At 56.2% G+C, this 15,650-nt stretch carries 19 protein-coding genes and 1 pseudogene; 6 read left to right on the forward strand and 14 right to left on the reverse strand.

Annotated features, from left to right (window positions below; all coding sequences use genetic code 11):
- Nucleotides 1–81 precede the first annotated feature (81 nt).
- The 3 genes from IPP88_05620 (at nucleotide 82) to IPP88_05630 (ending at nucleotide 2,568) form a co-directional block, all read left to right on the forward strand.
- Complete coding sequence (locus IPP88_05620) at nucleotides 82–822, forward strand: 16S rRNA (uracil(1498)-N(3))-methyltransferase (protein ID MBL0122218.1); 741 nt, start codon at nucleotides 82–84, stop codon at nucleotides 820–822.
- Nucleotides 823–922: 100 nt separating this feature from the next.
- Nucleotides 923–2,257 carry an amino-acid N-acetyltransferase gene (argA, locus tag IPP88_05625; GenBank protein ID MBL0122219.1) on the forward strand — a complete coding sequence of 445 codons (1,335 nt, stop codon included), beginning with the start codon at nucleotides 923–925 and terminating at the stop codon, nucleotides 2,255–2,257.
- A gap of 38 nt (nucleotides 2,258–2,295) precedes the next feature.
- Complete coding sequence (locus IPP88_05630) at nucleotides 2,296–2,568, forward strand: oxidative damage protection protein (GenBank protein MBL0122220.1); 273 nt, start codon at nucleotides 2,296–2,298, stop codon at nucleotides 2,566–2,568.
- A 64-nt stretch (nucleotides 2,569–2,632) separates the two neighbouring features.
- Here the strand turns inward: IPP88_05630 and phoU are convergent, their stop codons facing one another.
- A complete protein-coding gene (gene phoU, locus IPP88_05635) occupies nucleotides 2,633–3,343 on the reverse strand; it encodes a phosphate signaling complex protein PhoU (GenBank protein MBL0122221.1) in 711 nt (236 codons plus the stop codon).
- A 107-nt stretch (nucleotides 3,344–3,450) separates the two neighbouring features.
- Nucleotides 3,451–4,147: pseudogene (gene rpiA, locus IPP88_05640) on the reverse strand (ribose-5-phosphate isomerase RpiA).
- A gap of 85 nt (nucleotides 4,148–4,232) precedes the next feature.
- On the opposite strand from rpiA, the gene ilvA reads away from it, so the two are divergent.
- Nucleotides 4,233–5,744 (forward strand): threonine ammonia-lyase, biosynthetic, encoded by a 1,512-nt coding sequence (gene ilvA, locus IPP88_05645; protein MBL0122222.1) that lies wholly within the window; start codon nucleotides 4,233–4,235, stop codon nucleotides 5,742–5,744.
- 63 nt (nucleotides 5,745–5,807) lie between these two features.
- On the opposite strand, the gene IPP88_05650 is transcribed toward ilvA, so the two are convergent.
- The 5 genes from IPP88_05650 to petA form a co-directional block, all read right to left on the reverse strand.
- Nucleotides 5,808–6,293, reverse strand: a complete 486-nt coding sequence (locus IPP88_05650; GenBank protein ID MBL0122223.1) for a ClpXP protease specificity-enhancing factor — start codon at nucleotides 6,291–6,293, stop codon at nucleotides 5,808–5,810.
- Nucleotides 6,294–6,368: 75 nt separating this feature from the next.
- Nucleotides 6,369–6,968: a glutathione S-transferase N-terminal domain-containing protein gene (locus IPP88_05655; protein MBL0122224.1), complete on the reverse strand. Its 600-nt coding sequence runs from the start codon at nucleotides 6,966–6,968 to the stop codon at nucleotides 6,369–6,371.
- Nucleotides 6,969–7,232: 264 nt separating this feature from the next.
- Nucleotides 7,233–7,976, reverse strand: coding sequence for a cytochrome c1 (locus tag IPP88_05660; GenBank protein ID MBL0122225.1), 744 nt, complete (start codon nucleotides 7,974–7,976; stop codon nucleotides 7,233–7,235).
- Nucleotides 7,977–8,017: 41 nt separating this feature from the next.
- Nucleotides 8,018–9,298, reverse strand: coding sequence for a cytochrome bc complex cytochrome b subunit (locus IPP88_05665; protein MBL0122226.1), 1,281 nt, complete (start codon nucleotides 9,296–9,298; stop codon nucleotides 8,018–8,020).
- Nucleotides 9,299–9,345: 47 nt separating this feature from the next.
- On the reverse strand, nucleotides 9,346–9,945 hold the full coding sequence (gene petA / locus IPP88_05670) for a ubiquinol-cytochrome c reductase iron-sulfur subunit (GenBank protein ID MBL0122227.1): 600 nt from the start codon (nucleotides 9,943–9,945) through the stop codon (nucleotides 9,346–9,348).
- A 267-nt stretch (nucleotides 9,946–10,212) separates the two neighbouring features.
- On the opposite strand from petA, the gene mscL reads away from it, so the two are divergent.
- Together mscL and IPP88_05680 are read left to right on the forward strand one after the other, a co-directional pair.
- Nucleotides 10,213–10,626 carry a large conductance mechanosensitive channel protein MscL gene (mscL, locus tag IPP88_05675; GenBank protein MBL0122228.1) on the forward strand — a complete coding sequence of 138 codons (414 nt, stop codon included), beginning with the start codon at nucleotides 10,213–10,215 and terminating at the stop codon, nucleotides 10,624–10,626.
- 117 nt (nucleotides 10,627–10,743) lie between these two features.
- A complete protein-coding gene (locus tag IPP88_05680) occupies nucleotides 10,744–11,928 on the forward strand; it encodes a trypsin-like peptidase domain-containing protein (protein MBL0122229.1) in 1,185 nt (394 codons plus the stop codon).
- Here IPP88_05680 and tatC read toward each other — a convergent pair.
- The 7 genes from tatC to hisF form a co-directional block, all read right to left on the reverse strand.
- Nucleotides 11,925–12,680, reverse strand: a complete 756-nt coding sequence (gene tatC, locus IPP88_05685) for a twin-arginine translocase subunit TatC (GenBank protein MBL0122230.1) — start codon at nucleotides 12,678–12,680, stop codon at nucleotides 11,925–11,927. The genes IPP88_05680 and tatC overlap by 4 nt on opposite strands.
- Nucleotides 12,681–12,693: 13 nt before the next feature.
- The gene (tatB, locus tag IPP88_05690) at nucleotides 12,694–13,203 is read right to left on the reverse strand and encodes a twin-arginine translocase subunit TatB (GenBank protein MBL0122231.1); all 510 of its coding nucleotides are present in this window, start codon (nucleotides 13,201–13,203) and stop codon (nucleotides 12,694–12,696) included.
- A gap of 139 nt (nucleotides 13,204–13,342) precedes the next feature.
- Nucleotides 13,343–13,564, reverse strand: coding sequence for a Sec-independent protein translocase subunit TatA (gene tatA / locus IPP88_05695; protein ID MBL0122232.1), 222 nt, complete (start codon nucleotides 13,562–13,564; stop codon nucleotides 13,343–13,345).
- Nucleotides 13,565–13,682: 118 nt separating this feature from the next.
- Nucleotides 13,683–14,045 carry a histidine triad nucleotide-binding protein gene (locus IPP88_05700; protein MBL0122233.1) on the reverse strand — a complete coding sequence of 121 codons (363 nt, stop codon included), beginning with the start codon at nucleotides 14,043–14,045 and terminating at the stop codon, nucleotides 13,683–13,685.
- Entirely contained in the window at nucleotides 14,042–14,380 is a 339-nt protein-coding gene (locus tag IPP88_05705) for a phosphoribosyl-ATP diphosphatase (GenBank protein ID MBL0122234.1), read from the reverse strand. The genes IPP88_05700 and IPP88_05705 overlap by 4 nt, the downstream gene beginning before the upstream one ends.
- Before the next feature lie 7 nt (nucleotides 14,381–14,387).
- Nucleotides 14,388–14,792: a phosphoribosyl-AMP cyclohydrolase gene (hisI, locus tag IPP88_05710; GenBank protein MBL0122235.1), complete on the reverse strand. Its 405-nt coding sequence runs from the start codon at nucleotides 14,790–14,792 to the stop codon at nucleotides 14,388–14,390.
- Nucleotides 14,792–15,553 (reverse strand): imidazole glycerol phosphate synthase subunit HisF, encoded by a 762-nt coding sequence (gene hisF / locus IPP88_05715; GenBank protein MBL0122236.1) that lies wholly within the window; start codon nucleotides 15,551–15,553, stop codon nucleotides 14,792–14,794. Before hisF ends, hisI begins: the two co-directional genes overlap by 1 nt.
- Nucleotides 15,554–15,650: the final 97 nt, after the last annotated feature.

The raw sequence follows: 15,650 nt of genomic DNA on the forward strand, positions 1-15,650 counted from the left end.
TGCGGATTCTCGGAGTGACATGAGGTTAGGGGTGGTATGGCGCCGCTATAATACTCCACCGCCCTTGTTCAATCCCCTCCCGTGGCCTACCCCCGTTTCTATTCCGCGCAACCTCTGCCTCGTCCACCGTGCGGTGAACTCTTGTATGAGGCAAATGAGGAAATTGCCAGGCATTTCCAGGTGCTGCGTCTGGGCGTCGGCGATCCGGTTACGCTGTTTGACGGGCTCGGTGGCGAGTGGTCTGCTGTGATTGCCGCCACCGGCAAGCGACTGGCATCGTTGCGGCTGCTGTCCTTTGATCCGGTCGAGCGCGAATCGCCCTTGAGAATTACTCTGGTGCAGGCACTTGCGACGAGCGACAAGATGGATCTCATTGTGCAAAAAGCGGTTGAACTCGGTGCCAGTGCGATTCGGCCCATTGCGACTGAACGCGCCACCCTGAAGCTGGCTGGCGAACGCGCGCAGAAACGCACCGCCCACTGGCAGGCCATCGCACAGGCAGCCTGCGAGCAATGTGGGCGAAATCGCATACCGCCGGTTGCGGAGATAGTTACGCTTGAGGCCTGGTTGGCGCTGCCGACAAATGATGTGCGGCTGATGTTGCATCCGCAAGCGACGCGATCGCTGATTGAATCCGTCGATAGCGAACGATCGCTTGTCCTCATGATTGGGCCCGAAGGCGGGTTCTCGGAAAGAGAGATCACGCTGGCCGCAACATCCGGCGTAACGTCCGTACGGCTCGGTCCGCGCGTACTGCGAGCCGAAACCGCGGGCCTCGCGGCCCTCGCTACAATAAACGCCGTGCATGGCGATTTGCGATAGACGGTCAACGATGGCTGCGATACCGTAAAATTCGCGTTGCCGGTTTCACCCTTGAATTCTTCCGTCCGTCGAAAGCGCGCCTTTTGCCGGAACCTCAAAAATGGCCAAGAACGACGTCAAAAAACTCGAAGTGTTCGTGAAGTGGTTTCGCAGCGCGACGCCGTTCATCCATGAATTTGGCGGACGCACCATCGTTATCGCCTTTGGCGGCGAGGTGCTTTCCGACGGAGAATTGATGCAGCTCGCCCACGACATCAACGTGCTGGTGAGCCTGGAAATCCGCGTGGTGCTGGTACATGGCACCCGGCCGCAAGTCGAGGACCAGCTGAAACAGCACGGCGTCACCTCGCAAATCATCGATGGAAACCGCGTCACCGATGACGCCACGCTGAAGTGCGTGAAAGAGGCCAATGGCATTGTGCGGGTGGAGATCGAGGCCACGCTTTCCACCGAGCTGGCCAATTCACCGATGGCCAACGCCGATATCCGGGTCTCGTCCGGCAATTTCATCACCGCCAAGCCGCTTGGCGTACGCGATGGGGTGGACTACCGGCACACAGGGCAAGTACGCAAGGTAGATGTCGAAGGCATCAACCGGCGGCTGGACGACGATGAAGTGGTGTTGATTTCGCCGATCGGTTTTTCACCCACGGGCGATATTTTCAACTGCACGCTGGAAGATGTGGCGACATCGGTTGCCATCGCACTCAAGGCCGAGAAACTGATTTTCCTCACGGAAACATTGGGTGTCACCGACAGCAAGGAAAAATTGCTGACTGAACTTACCGCCTTGCAAGCGCAAGAGGCACTGGGTTCGGTGCGCTACGGCGGGCAAACCGAAGACATTCGCCTGTTCCTGCCGTGCGCGATCCGTGCGGTGCGGGAAGGCGTCAAGCGTGCGCATCTGATCAGCCGCCATGTGGACGGCGCGTTATTGATGGAGCTATTCACCCATCACGGCATCGGTTCCATGATCGTGCTGGAATCGCCCGACAAACTCCGCGATGCCACGTTGGCGGACATAGACGGCATCCTTGCAATCATCGATCCATTGGTTGCACAGGGAATCCTGGTAAGACGCGACCGGACGCAGCTCGAAAATGAAATCGACCGGTTTGTGGTGCTGGAACAGGAAGAAGAGATCATCGGCTGCGCGGCGTTGTATCCGTTCCCTAACGACAAGGCCGTGGAGCTGGCGTGTCTGGCCGTGAACCCGTTTTACCGCGACGGCGGACGCGGGGAACGGATTCTCGCGTTTGCCGAAAAACGCGCCAAGGAAAAGGGCTTCAAGACCTTGTTCGTGCTTTCCACCCAGACCACTCAATGGTTTCTGGAGCGCGGTTTCGTCGAAAGCGACGTTTCGAAGTTGCCGCAGGAAAAACAGGCCGCATATAGCTATTCGCGGCGTTCAAAAATATACTCTAAGCCGTTGTAGCACACGGCATTGGTCGAGCAAACATACTGGAGCAGCAAATGGCAAGAATGGTGAATTGCATCAAACTCAAAGCCGAATCAGAAGGGCTGGATTTTCCACCCTATCCCGGACCGATCGGCAAGCAACTTTATGAGCAGGTATCCAAGCAGGCGTGGAAGGATTGGCTCGATCACCAGAAACGGTTGGTGAACGAAAACCGGCTGAATCTGGCCGACCAGAAAGCGCGCAAGTATCTTGAAGAGCAGATGACGCGGCATTTCTTCGGTGAAGGCGCCGATCAGGCATCGGGATTCGTGCCGCCGCCGGGCTAAGCATTCCAAAATAAGAAAGCCGCCAGGAAATCTGGCGGCTTTTCAATTTCTTGCCTGCATGGAATCAGTCCAGCGAAGACGTTTCCCGCTCAAATTCTTCCGGTGTGATGTGCCGCACGTCTTTGCCTTTTACCAGATAGACCACGTATTCCGACATGTTCTTGGCGTGGTCGCCGATGCGTTCGATGGCTTTGGCGACGAACAGAATTTCAATCGCAGCGGATATGGTTCGCGGGTCTTCCATCATGAAGGTGACGAGCTGCCGTAACACGCCGCGGAATTGCTCATCGACAACCTGGTCCTGCTTGACGACCTTGGCCGCGGCGCTGATATCCAGCCGCGCGAACGCATCCAGCGCGGTTTTCAGCATATCGAGCGCAACCGTGCTGGCGTAGCGAATTTCGGAGAAGCGCGTCGACAACCGCCGATCATGCGCGTGAATGAGCTTCGCCATGCGGGCGATTTTCTGCGCTTCGTCGCCGATGCGTTCCAGATCGGTGATGGTTTTAACCACCGTCATTACCATCCGCAGATCGCTCGCGGTAGGCTGGCGTTTGGCGATGATGTGGATACAGTCGTCGTCGATGGCGACTTCCAGTGCATTTACACGATGGTCGTCGACAATTACCTGATCTGCCAACTCCATATCGCCTGCCGCAAGGGCGTCCATTGCGCGACTGATCTGCTGTTCGACGAGGCCACCCATTTGCAGTACGCGCGAGCGCAATGCTTCGAGTTCGGCATCAAATTTTTTCGAGATGTGTTCGCTGGGCATGATTCGGCTTGAAATAGTGTGTTCGGGAATTGTACGAGTGTAAGCGCGTGGTGTGACAGAAATGTGACCGCGCGCCGTTCGCGCGGTTCAAATCCACGGCAAAGTGCTTAAGCCGGTATCGTTTCTGCTCGTTCACGACGCAGCGTCTGTACGCCGTCCGCCGACGCCAACAATGCAACATCGGCGCCGCGCCGTGCAAACAGGCCATTGGTCACGACGCCGGCAATCTGGTTGATGGCCGTTTCGAGTTCGATCGGATTGACGATAGACATACCACGCACATCCAGTATCCAGTTGCCGTTGTCGGTGACGACCGCTTTACCCTCGCGCAGCCGCCATTCGGGGTGGCCGCCGAGTTGCACCAATTCACGTGCTACATAGCTTCGCGCCATTGGGATCACTTCCACCGGAAGCGGAAATCTTCCGAGTATGTCAACCAGCTTGGATTGATCGGCAATGCACACAAATTTTCCGGAAGCTGCCGCAACAATCTTCTCCCGGGTGAGCGCCGCGCCGCCACCCTTGATCATGTGTAGCTGGCGGGAAATTTCATCCGCGCCATCGACATATACCGAAAGCGTACCAGCGTCGTTCAGTTCCAGCACTTCAACGCGCGCTTCCCGCAGCAACTTCGTGCTGGCATCCGAACTGGAAACGGCGCCCTTGATGCGCGATGCTATCTTAGCCAGTTCCGGCAATAAAAAAATTGACGGTGGAACCGGTTCCGACGCCGATAATTGTGTCGTCCGGCACATAGGCAATTGCGGCTTTCGCGGCGGCTTGTTTGAGAGCGTTTTGGTCCATGGGACTTTAAATGGGAGATCAGCCAAAAGAATAGCGGAAATCCTGCTACATTTCTCCTGAGAATTGTCATTTGTCAGGAAAAAATGTGAAGCAGGATTATTTGAAGCGCATCTTGAGCGCTCGGGTGTACGACGTTGCCATCGAGAGCCCGCTGACCAGAAGCGTTGGCATATCGGAAGCATTGGGTAATGAGGTGTTGCTCAAGCGCGAAGACTTGCAGCCGGTATTTTCCTTCAAGCTGCGCGGCGCCTATAACAAGATGGCGCATTTGTCCGCAGCCGAATTGAAGCGCGGCGTTATTTGCGCATCGGCCGGCAATCATGCGCAGGGAGTCGCGCTGGCCGCGCAGAAACTCGGTTGCAAGGCCACGATCGTCATGCCGGTGACAACGCCCTCCATCAAGATACAGGCGGTTGAGCGGCGCGGTGCAGAGGTCATATTGAAAGGCGACGGTTACCATGAGGCCGGGCTTTATGCCAAGCAGCTTTCGGCGAAGAAGAATCTCACCTATGTCCATCCATACGATGATCCACTGGTCATTGCCGGCCAAGGCACGATCGGCATGGAAATCCTGCGGCAGTTCCAGCACCCGATCGATGCGATCTTTGTGCCGGTCGGCGGCGGTGGCCTGATTGCCGGCATCGCCGCCTACGTCAAAGCGCTTTCGCCGAAGACGAAGATCATTGGGGTTGAGCCAGAGGATTCCAATGCAATGTACCAGTCCCTGAAGGCAAACAAGCGCGTCACGCTATCGCACGTCAACCTGTTTGCTGACGGCGTGGCCGTGAAACAGGTGGGCGTGGAAACGTTCAGGCTGGCAAAGCAACTGGTGGACGAGATCGTGCTGGTGGATACGGACGAAATCTGTGCCGCGATCAAAGACATTTTTCAGGACACGCGTTCCATCATGGAGCCGTCGGGCGGATTGGCATTGGCAGGCATCAAGCGTTATGTCGAGCGCGAGAAGTGCAGGAACAAGACCTTTGTCGCCATCTGCTGCGGCGCCAACATGAATTTTGACCGCTTGCGTTTTGTGGCCGAGCGCGCACAGGTCGGTGAACATCAGGAGGCGCTGCTGGGTGCCACCGTACCGGAGACGCGTGGCAGTTTTCGGCGTTTTTGCGAGCTTCTGGGGCCGAGAAGCGTGACTGAATTCAATTACCGTATCGCGGATGCCAAGCAGGCGCATCTGTTTGTCGGCGTGGCGGTGAGCGGGCGCGATGAAGCCAAGAAGCTGGTGTCACATTTCAATGGCCACGGCTTCAAGACCGTTGACCTCACCGAAAACGAGATGGCCAAACTGCATGTACGGCATTTGGTGGGAGGCCGCTCCGCGCTGGCGAAGGATGAGCTTGTCTACCGTTTTGAATTTCCGGAACGTCCGGGCGCGTTGATGCGCTTCCTGACCAGCATGAGTCCCAGTTGGAACATCACGCTCTTTCACTACCGGAATCACGGCGCTGATATAGGACGTATTCTGGTGGGTTTGCAGGTGCCCGCTAACGAACGATCGGGCTTTAGGAAATTCCTCAAGACGCTGGGCTACGAGTACGTGGATGAGACAGCGAATCCCGCGTACCGGCTATTTCTGAGATAATTAAACCCCATAGTGGGCGCGGCCTGCAGGCCGAAAGTGCCCGGGAAGCCGCGCCAGTGCTTGTTATTTGATGATGCGCAATTTGCTGCGCGTAGGGGTCTTCGGTTTGTCGGGAGGACCCTGATCGTCGTCAGCTTTGGCGATTGGCGTGCTTTCCGTCAATTTTGCGACCGCGAGCGTCGGCACCGATTGCAGGGCAGGGCCCGCCGGTGCGTGGCTCGGCGCCTGCTCGGGGGGTATTTCCGGGTCAAAGAAAACGCCACGCCCGTTTTCTCTTGCAAAGATACTTTGGACGGCATAAATCGGCACGGCGATCTCGCGCGAGGCGCCATTGAACCGGGCCGAAAACTGGACAAGATCATTGCCGATCGTCAGGTTACGAGTCGCCTGCTGACTCACGGAAAGTACGATTTCGCCATTTTTCACGTACTCCATCGGCACGCGCGTGTTCGCGTCAACTTTGATGCTCAGGTAAGGCGTGAAGCCACAGTCCGCGCACCATTCGTAGATAGCGCGGATGAGGTAGGGCTTGGTGGAGAGTTCAGCCATGAAACAGGCTCATTGCAGGACAGCTTCCTTGTAACCCTCAGGGAGATTCGTGCGTTTGCATTGCAAATGCACGAATCACTTCCTCATCGCCTTTTCAGACGCCGTCATGGAATCGATAAACGCCTGGCGCGAGAACAGCCGTTCAGCGTATTTCAGCAGAGGTGCCGCCGCCTTGGGCATGTCAACGTGATAGTGCTCCAGACGCCAAAGCAACGGCGCGATCGCGACATCGAGCATCGAGAATTCATCGCCCAGCATGTGCTTTTGCTTAACGAAAATTGGCGCCAGCTGAATCAGGTTCTCGCGAATATAAAGTCGCGCCTTGTCGTGCTGGTTTGGCTTGCCGCGCTCAAGAAGATCGACATGATTGAAAATTTCATTTTCCATGCGGAACAGAATCAGACGGGCGCGGGCGCGCATGACCGGATCAGCGGGCATTAGTTGCGGGTGCGGAAAACGCTCGTCGATGTACTCGTTAATGATGTTCGATTCGTACAGGATCAGATCGCGTTCAACGAGCACCGGTGTGCGGTTGTACGGGTTCATCACCGCGAGATCTTCCGGCTTGTTCATCAGGTCGACGTCTAGTATCTGGAAATCCATGCCTTTTTCATAAAGCACGATACGGCAACGGTGGCTGAATGGACACGTGGTCCCCGAGTACAAGGTCATCATGGCGGCTTACCTGTTTTCTAGTTATGTGAATCTAGCAGCCTGTCGGACTTAGAGGAAATCGGCTGCAAAATGATTTGGCCGGTGCATATTTCCCCGCTTTTCAGCGCCAATGGAACAGCATTGGCTTGAAAACCGTGAAAATCTGCCCTCACCCATATCATTTTTCGCTTCGATTTTCTAAGTCCGACAGGCTGCTAGCAAGTTCTTCAAATGCCAAGCCGCGCATGAAAGCGCGGCTGGCGGCCTGGATTGACGTTACGGTCGCTATTTGACGTCTTTCCAGTATTCGTGCTTCAACCACAAACTGACGAAGAATAGGAGAGTAAGGAAGAACAGCACAAGAATGCCGATCTGGCCACGCTGTACACGCGCCGGTTCGGCCATGTAGGTCAGGTAGTTCACGAGGTCGACGACAAACTGGTCGTACTCGGCTGGGCTCAAGGTGCCTGTACGATCGACAGCCAATTTCATCACCGGTTCCATCTGACCGCCGTGCCCAGGCTTTTCGCCTGCTTTCGCCAATATTTGCGTACCCTGCAAATCGTGCAGCACATGCGGCATGGCCACGTTATTGAAAATCACATTATTCCAGCCGCTGGGTGATGCGTCATCCCGATGAAAACTGCGCAGGAAGGTATACAGCCAATCCGAGCCACGCACACGTGCGACCAAGGTGAGGTCGGGTGGCAGGACACCAAACCAGTCCTTGGCATCCTTGGGATCAAGCGCCGATACCATCGTATCGCCAAATTTTTCAGTTGTGAACATCAGGTTGTCGCGGATTTGCTGCTCCGACAGGCCGATTTTCGTGAGCGCGCTGTAACGCATGAAAGCGGCGTTGTGGCAGTTGAGGCAATAGTTGACGAAATTACGCGCGCCACGCTGCAGCGACGCCTGATCGTTCAGGTTGATCGGCGCCTTGTCGAGCGCTAATTCGCCACCAGAAGCAAACGCACTGGTGCTGGTGATCGCCAAGGCCGCCAAGGCAACCGACGTGAGCGAACGCATGGCGTGCAGGATGTTGCAAAGTATGAAAGGTGCGGTGTTCATTAGTAAGTCACCCTTTCCGGTTCGGGCAATTCTTTGTCTATCCTGGTGTACCACGGCATCAGGACGAAGAAGGCAAAATAGACCGCTGTCAGGATGCGTGCGACCAGTGTTCCCGTATCCGCGCCGCCTAAGAGAGGCAGCCCTTTGGGCAGTTGTCCCCATACCGTGGTCGGCACCGTTCCCAGATAACCGAGGATAAGAAAGCTGAATACAAAGGCCGCAAGGAACCATTTGTAAATCGGACCGCGGTACCGCACCGATTTGACCTTGCCGAGATCCAGCCACGGTAGTGCGAACAGGATCATGACCGCGGCGCCCATGACGGCAACACCGGGGAACTGGGAGCCGAACATTGAAGGCACGGCACGCAACATGGCGTAGAACGGCGTGAAATACCACACCGGCGCGATGTGCACGGGCGTCGTTAACGGATCAGCCTGAACGAAATTTGGCCCTTCGAGAAAATAGCCGCCCATGTCCGGCGCGAAGAACATGATTGCCGCGAATACTGCCAGGAACACCACCGTGCCAACGGTGTCCTTCACCGTGTAATAAGGATGGAACGGGATACCGTCCTTGGGTGTGCCATCCGGAGACAGGTCCTTCTTGATTTCAATACCATCGGGGTTGTTGGACCCGACTTCATGGAGCGCCATCAAATGAGCCACCACGAGGCCCAGCAGTGCCAGCGGGACGGCAATGACATGAAACGCGAAGAATCGATTTAACGTTGCGTCGCCGATGGTGAAGTCGCCGCGAATCCAAATCGAAAGGTCCTCGCCGATGAAAGGTATCGCGCCAAACAGATTGATGATGACCTGCGCACCCCAATAGGACATCTGCCCCCATGGCAGCAAATAGCCGAAGAAGGCTTCCGCCATCATGCAAAGGTAAATCAGGCAGCCGAAAATCCACAGCAATTCGCGTGGCTTGCGGTATGAGCCGTACATCAGGCCGCGCATCATGTGCAGGTATACGACGATAAAGAACATCGACGCCCCGGTGGAATGCATATAGCGAATTACCCAGCCGCCCCACACATCGCGCATGATGAATTCAACAGAGGCAAATGCCAGCTTCGCATCGGGTTTGTAGTTCATCGTCAGGAATATTCCGGTGACAATCTGGATCGCCAGCGCGACTGTCGCAAGGATGCCAAAGTAGTACCAGAAGTTGAAATTCTTCGGCGCATAGTATTCGGACGCGTGCGCCTTCCAGAGGGCCATAAGCGGAAACCGCTCATCGACCCAGACAATCGCCTTGCCCAGTGGACCGCCCATCGGTGGTTCAATCGCTTGTTTGGTGACGTTTGCCATGATTCTTTTCCTCAGGCTTTGGAATCATCACCAATCAGCAATTTGCTGTCGGCGAGGAATTTGTAGGGCGGGATAACCAGATTGGTCGGTGCAGGCATACCGGCGAATACGCGACCGGACATGTCGAACTTCGACTGATGGCATGGGCAGAAGAAGCCGCCTGGCCAGTCGGCGCCAAGATCGGCGGCGGCGATTTCCTTGCGAAAGGTTGGAGAGCAACCCAGGTGGGTGCATACGCCGCGGGCGACGAAAATCTCCGGCTTCATGGCGCGCGCCTCGTTCTTCGCGTATTCAGGCTGCTTGGAGCCTTCGGACTTGGGATCAGCCAGCAACTTGTCGTTCTTGGCGAGTTGCGCAAGCATTTCCGGCGTGCGCTTGATGACCCAATGCGGGGCACCACGGAACTCAACTGTCAGCATCTGGCCTGGCTCAATCTTGACCAGATCCACTTCTATCGGTGCGCCTGCGGCGAGCGCCCGGGCGGACGGGAACATGCTGCCAACGAATGGCACCGCCACCGCAACCGCCGCGCCAGCACCCACAACCGAGGTGGCGGCGATAAGGAAACGGCGCTTCTTGGGATCAACTTCATTCAGGACAATAGCACTCATGGAATCGGTTCTTTTTCGCGATTTGGTGCCGGAGGCGGCAAAAAATTGCCATGCACGGCAGAGGGATGGGAAACCAACCCCTTATTTTATCCGATTGCACCTGCAAACTTAAAGCCCCCGGCGCGAATTAGGGCAAGTTTTGGCAGCCAGCCAGCGAGACAATTGATAACAGTTGTACCTGCCTTTTGCGTTGACACCCGTAGGACGCGTGAATATAGTGTTTCCGCCATACAGGTACCAATGAAATTTCATTTACGAGGGGTAATCATGAGCTTTATGTCGGAATTCAAGGAATTTGCAGTTAAGGGGAATGTGATGGATCTTGCGGTTGGCGTCATTATTGGTGGCGCATTCGGCAAAATCGTCGATTCGATCATCGGCGATCTCATCATGCCGGTCGTAGGCCGATTGCTGGGGAATCTGAATTTCTCCGATTTGTTTGTCGCATTGAAGGATATTCCGCCGGGAACGACGATGACCCTGGAGGCAGTGAAAAAGGCGGGGGTCCCGGTATTCGCCTATGGTAATTTCATCACCATCGCATTGAATTTTGCGATTTTGGCATTCATCATCTTCCTGATGGTCAAGCAAATGAATCGCCTGAAGAAAGAAGCGCCGCCACCAGCAACGCCGGAAGATATTACGTTACTCCGCGAAATACGTGACTCTTTAAAGAAGTAGGTACTTACAGCTTCACGGTGTTCTCGAAGGCAGCGGCGTCGCCGCTGCCTTTTTCTTTGCTTGAAAAAGGGTGACTGGCCCCCCATACTTACCGTTCAGTCATTTATTTGCCCAACTATGCGTCGCCTCTGGTTAATTTTCGCGGAATTTGTCGCCATCACGCTTGCAGTGGTGTTTGTCATTACCCTCATCCGCCCGGACTGGAGTCCGTTGCGTCGCAATGTGGTTGAAATCCGCGAATCCGGCTCGCCTCCCGGCGGGCTACTGACTGTGGCCAATCCTGGAAGCGCGCGCGCCAGTTACGCGGATGCCGCTAAACGCGCCATGCAGTCGGTCGTCAATATTTCGTCTTCGCGCGAAGTGCGCACCCAAAATCATCCCCTTATGAATGACCCGCTTTTGCGGCGTTTTTTCGGCCAGTCCGAAGAATCCGGCGACGATTTCGAAATGCGCGGGAGCCTGGGCTCAGGTGTGATTATCAATGCCGATGACAAGGGCAGCTACGTACTCACCAATGATCACGTCGTCAGCGGTTCAAGTGACATTCAGCTCGCCTTTGCGGACGGTCGGGTGATACCGGCGAAAGTAGTCGGGACCGATCCCGAAACCGATCTCGCCGTCTTGCGGGTCGAAGGCAAGGGGCTGACACCTATTACACTTGGCCAGTCCGAGAAAGCGCAGGTGGGAGATGTGGTATTGGCGATTGGTGACCCATTTGGCGTGGGACAGACCGTGACGATGGGAATTATCAGCGGGCTGGGACGCAACCGGCTTGGCATCAATCGCTATGAGAACTTCATCCAGACCGACGCCGCCATCAATCCCGGCAATTCCGGCGGCGCGTTGGTGGACGTCAACGGCAATCTCATTGGCGTCAATAGTGTTATCTACTCGCAGACGGGCGGTTCGCTGGGCATCGGCTTTGCGATTCCCGTTTCCATGGCAAAGGATGTGATGGAGCAAATCATCGCTGAAGGCTCCGTAACCAGGGGCTTCATTGGCATTGCGCCACAGGATATCACCCCCGAATTGGCGGACACGTTGAAGCTCAAGGCTGCGCGCGGCGCGCTGGTCGCACAAGTGAACCGTGGCGGGCCGGCCGACAAAGCCGGCATGAAAGTGGGCGACGTCATTAGCCAAATCCAGGGAAAATCGATTCAGGACAGCGTTGCGGCCATGGCCATCATCGCCGCGCTCAAGCCCGGCGAAGACGCAAAATTCACGGTCACGCGCCAACAAAAAGATGTCGAGCTGGCGGTAAACGTCGCCAAGCGCCCGCGCCCTCCTCGCGCCAAGAACTAGCCCTGTGGCGACTCCGCTTCGGCGGGCTTGGCTTTGACCAGCAGTTGCGCGCAAAGTATGCCGGTCTCGTAGAGCACGTAAAGCGGCACGGCCAAAGCGAACTGCGAAAGCACGTCCGGCGGCGTAAATATCGCACCGACAATGAATGCCCCCACGAAAACATAGGGACGGATCTCCTTCAGCTTTTCGACGGAAATGATGCCCATTTTCACCAGCAGTACCACGACCACAGGTGTTTCAAAAGTGATGCCGAACACCAGGAACATCGACAGCGCAAATCCGAAATACTTTTCGATATCCGTCATCCATGCGACCCCCTGTGGCGCGAAAGACGCCATGAATTTGAACACCATTGGAAAGATGAGAAAGTAGGCGAATGCCATGCCGGCGAAAAACAGCAACGTTGAAGAAAACACCAGCGGCATGACAAATTTTTTCTCATGCTGATAGAGGCCGGGCGCGATGAATGCCCATGCCTGATAAAGGGCATAGGGCAGCATGATCAGGAATGACGTAAGCGCCGCAATCTTCATCGGCACCAAAAATACTCCCACCACGTCGGTGGAGATCATCTGGCCACCCGTGGGCAGCGCAGCCATCAATGGCTGCGCAAACAGCGCATACAGCACTGGCCAGGTTGGCCAGAAGAAGGACGCAAAAAACAACACCCCAAACACGATGAGCGCCCGGATCAAGCGGTCGCGCAGTTCGATCAGGTGGGAGATGAAGGTGTCGTGCGCGGTTTCGTTCATGACGCGTCAGCCCTCAGGAAAGCGAGCGGCGCGTGGGTTCGATGCCGAGATCAAGCATGCCTTGCTTCCCAGGTTCCGCGGCAGGCAGATCGGCCCGCATGTATGGCCGAACGCGTGGAACAGGAGCCGCCGGCGCGGCGGTGTCGACGTCACCAGTCAAACCCTGTTCCTGTGTGGCAAGCAATTCCGACTGGGTGGGCGGTGTCGTGATAACGGACGTGTCGGTCGCCGGGGGCTCAAGTGACGCACTTACCGCCCGCGCCTCGGCCTCGACCGACTGGGCATGCTCCTGCGCGCTCTTTTCAAATGCGCGTGCGGCCTCCTGCACTTCCTGCTTGACCTTGGAAAGTTCCGACATATCAATCTCGCGATTGAGATCCGCCTTGACAGTGGCGACATAGCGCTGCAGGCGCCCGAACAGGTGCCCGGCGGTGCGCGCAACTTTCGGCAAGCGCTCGGGACCGAGCACGACGAGCGCAACCACGCCGACGACGACGAGTTCGGAGAAAGCGAAGTCAAACATGAGGTGTTAGTCGACAGTGGGCGCAGAAGAGTTGGCAGTCGTGACACGATACGCGCATAGCGACCGGCACAAAAGGTAAACGCAAATGCAAACGTAACGCGCGACCTCTCATGCGGCAAGCGTCAGGAAATTCCACTCATCAGCTCTTTTGCTTGTCCTTCACTTCGCCTTCGAACGTGGTCCCGGAAACCTGTTCAGGCTTTTTGGCGCCTTCGGTTTCGCCTTCACCCTTCATGCCGTCCTTGAAACCTTTTACGGCACCGCCCAGGTCGCTACCAATATTACGCAGTTTCTTGGTGCCAAAAATCACCAGTACGATGACCAGTACGATGAGCCAGTGCCAGATGCTGAAACTACCCATGATCATCTCCTTGAATTCAATTGTTGGCGTGACGCCGCACTGGACGAATCGCCGAAATGGCGGCAAGGTGCAATTGCGCCTTGCGCCCCTGCCAAGACAGGGTCACCACGCGCCAGCGCTACTTGCCGAGCATCACTCTGAGTGGTTCGCCACCCGGTTTGTTGCCAAATACATGTATGTGCAAATGATACACGTCCTGACGCCCCAGTCGCCCGGTGTTGATCGCGGTACGAAAGCCATCGGTGAGGCCTTGCTCCTTCGCCAGGATGGGCGCGAGCGCCAGCATTTTCCCAAGGAGCACCGAATCGCCTGCTGTGGTTTCGGCAAGCGAGGGAATGAATTTTTTCGGGATGATCAGGAAATGGACTTCGGCGGCCGGCTGGATATCGTGAAAAGCGAGCATTTCGTCGTCTTCATAGACCTTCTGACAGGGAATTTCGCCCCGAATAATTTTGCCGAATATGGTGTCGTTGGTTTTCATCCGCCTGCCCGCGCTTTCTTTTCTTCCAGTCCCGATATACCTTCGCGCCGCTCCAGTTCCGCCAACACGTCGGCAAGCGCGATATCCTTTGCGGCCAGCATGACCAGCGTATGAAACAACAGATCGGCCGCCTCGCGCGTGAGATGCATCGCGTCATCACTCTTCGCGGCGAGTATCGCTTCTGTGGCTTCCTCTCCGACTTTTTTCAGCACCGCATCCAACCCCTTTGCGTAAAGGGATGCCACATAGGAGGAACCCGGTGCGACATGCTTGCGTGCGTACAATAGCGTTTCAAGCCGGAACAGAATATCGCTATGATTGTTGATTTGTGCCATCTGTTTTCTACTCAGTGAATTTGCCTGGCGATGTTAGCACGGGCTCATGATCGTTATGGATCGCCCAGCGGCCGTCTTCAAGCAACTGGTAGAAACATCGCCGGCGTCCGGTGTGACAGGCAATGCCGCCGACTTGTTCCACCGTGAGTAGCAGCGCATCGCCGTCGCAATCAAGGCGCAGTTGCTTCACGTGCTGAAAGTGGCCGGATGTCTCGCCTTTTTTCCAAAGCGCCTGCCGCGAACGTGACCAGTAATGTGCGTCGCCGGTATCAAGCGTGAGTTGCAGCGATTCGCGATTCATCCACGCCAGCATCAGGACTTCCAGCGTTGTGGCGTCCTGCGCGATGGCGGCGACCAGTCCCTTTTCGTTCCATTTGACCTGATCGAGCAGTTGCGTATTTGCGTCGTCCATTACAGTCTCATCTCGATGCCGCGCGCCGCCATATGCCGCTTCGCCTGTCCAACGGTGAATTCGCCAAAATGAAAAATGCTCGCGGCTAATACCGCATCGGCCTTGCCCTCAATCACGCCCTCGGCAAGATGATCGAGCGTGCCGACGCCACCCGACGCAATCACCGGCACGCTTACGGCTTCGGCCACGTTGCGGGTCAGCGCCAGATCGAAGCCGGATTTGGTGCCGTCACGATCCATGCTGGTCAAGAGAATTTCCCCGGCCCCCAATTCCGTGACGCGTTGCGCCCACTGAATGGCATCGAGACCGGTTGGCGTGCGACCGCCGTGCGTGAACACTTCCCATCCCTCACTGTTGACGCGTTTGCGCGCATCGATTGCGACCACGATCGCCTGCGATCCAAAACGATCGGCGGCAGCCTTCACGAGATCAGGGTTGGTCACGGCTGAGGTGTTGATGCTGATTTTGTCGGCACCCGCGTTCATCAGGCGGCGCACATCATCGACAACGCGAATGCCGCCCCCAACGGTCAGGGGAATAAATACCTGATCCGCCACGCGCTCGATAATATCCAGAATCAGGCCGCGCTGATCCGAACTTGCCGTGATGTCGAGAAACGTGATTTCGTCCGCGCCTTCATCGTTGTAACGCTTGGCGACTTCGACCGGGTCTCCGGCGTCGCGCAGATTGATGAAATTGACGCCTTTGACGACGCGGCCGGCATTGACGTCCAGGCAGGGAATGATTCTTTTGGCGAGCATGTGTAAACCGTATCCGTTTGCCAAACTCAAGCGCTGGTGCGGCTTGCAGGCGAAAAATGGCTGGAAAAGCGCGCCAGTACCAGAGTTTTGCGAATGA

The sequence above is a fragment of the Betaproteobacteria bacterium genome, from assembly GCA_016720925.1.
Taxonomy (GTDB): Bacteria; Pseudomonadota; Gammaproteobacteria; order Burkholderiales; family Usitatibacteraceae; genus UKL13-2.

Coding starts and splice junctions, on each gene's coding strand:
- argA (MBL0122219.1), top strand. CDS start 923: ATGGCCAAGAACGACGTCAAAAAACTCGAAGTGTTCGTGAAGTGGTTT.
- IPP88_05630 (MBL0122220.1), top strand. CDS start 2,296: ATGGCAAGAATGGTGAATTGCATCAAACTCAAAGCCGAATCAGAAGGG.
- phoU (MBL0122221.1), bottom strand. CDS start 3,343: ATGCCCAGCGAACACATCTCGAAAAAATTTGATGCCGAACTCGAAGCA.
- IPP88_05650 (MBL0122223.1), bottom strand. CDS start 6,293: ATGGCTGAACTCTCCACCAAGCCCTACCTCATCCGCGCTATCTACGAA.
- IPP88_05655 (MBL0122224.1), bottom strand. CDS start 6,968: ATGATGACCTTGTACTCGGGGACCACGTGTCCATTCAGCCACCGTTGC.
- IPP88_05660 (MBL0122225.1), bottom strand. CDS start 7,976: ATGCGTTCGCTCACGTCGGTTGCCTTGGCGGCCTTGGCGATCACCAGC.
- IPP88_05665 (MBL0122226.1), bottom strand. CDS start 9,298: ATGGGCGGTCCACTGGGCAAGGCGATTGTCTGGGTCGATGAGCGGTTT.
- petA (MBL0122227.1), bottom strand. CDS start 9,945: ATGAGTGCTATTGTCCTGAATGAAGTTGATCCCAAGAAGCGCCGTTTC.
- mscL (MBL0122228.1), top strand. CDS start 10,213: ATGAGCTTTATGTCGGAATTCAAGGAATTTGCAGTTAAGGGGAATGTG.
- IPP88_05680 (MBL0122229.1), top strand. CDS start 10,744: ATGCGTCGCCTCTGGTTAATTTTCGCGGAATTTGTCGCCATCACGCTT.
- tatC (MBL0122230.1), bottom strand. CDS start 12,680: ATGAACGAAACCGCGCACGACACCTTCATCTCCCACCTGATCGAACTG.
- tatB (MBL0122231.1), bottom strand. CDS start 13,203: ATGTTTGACTTCGCTTTCTCCGAACTCGTCGTCGTCGGCGTGGTTGCG.
- tatA (MBL0122232.1), bottom strand. CDS start 13,564: ATGGGTAGTTTCAGCATCTGGCACTGGCTCATCGTACTGGTCATCGTA.
- IPP88_05700 (MBL0122233.1), bottom strand. CDS start 14,045: ATGAAAACCAACGACACCATATTCGGCAAAATTATTCGGGGCGAAATT.
- IPP88_05705 (MBL0122234.1), bottom strand. CDS start 14,380: ATGGCACAAATCAACAATCATAGCGATATTCTGTTCCGGCTTGAAACG.
- hisI (MBL0122235.1), bottom strand. CDS start 14,792: ATGGACGACGCAAATACGCAACTGCTCGATCAGGTCAAATGGAACGAA.
- hisF (MBL0122236.1), bottom strand. CDS start 15,553: ATGCTCGCCAAAAGAATCATTCCCTGCCTGGACGTCAATGCCGGCCGC.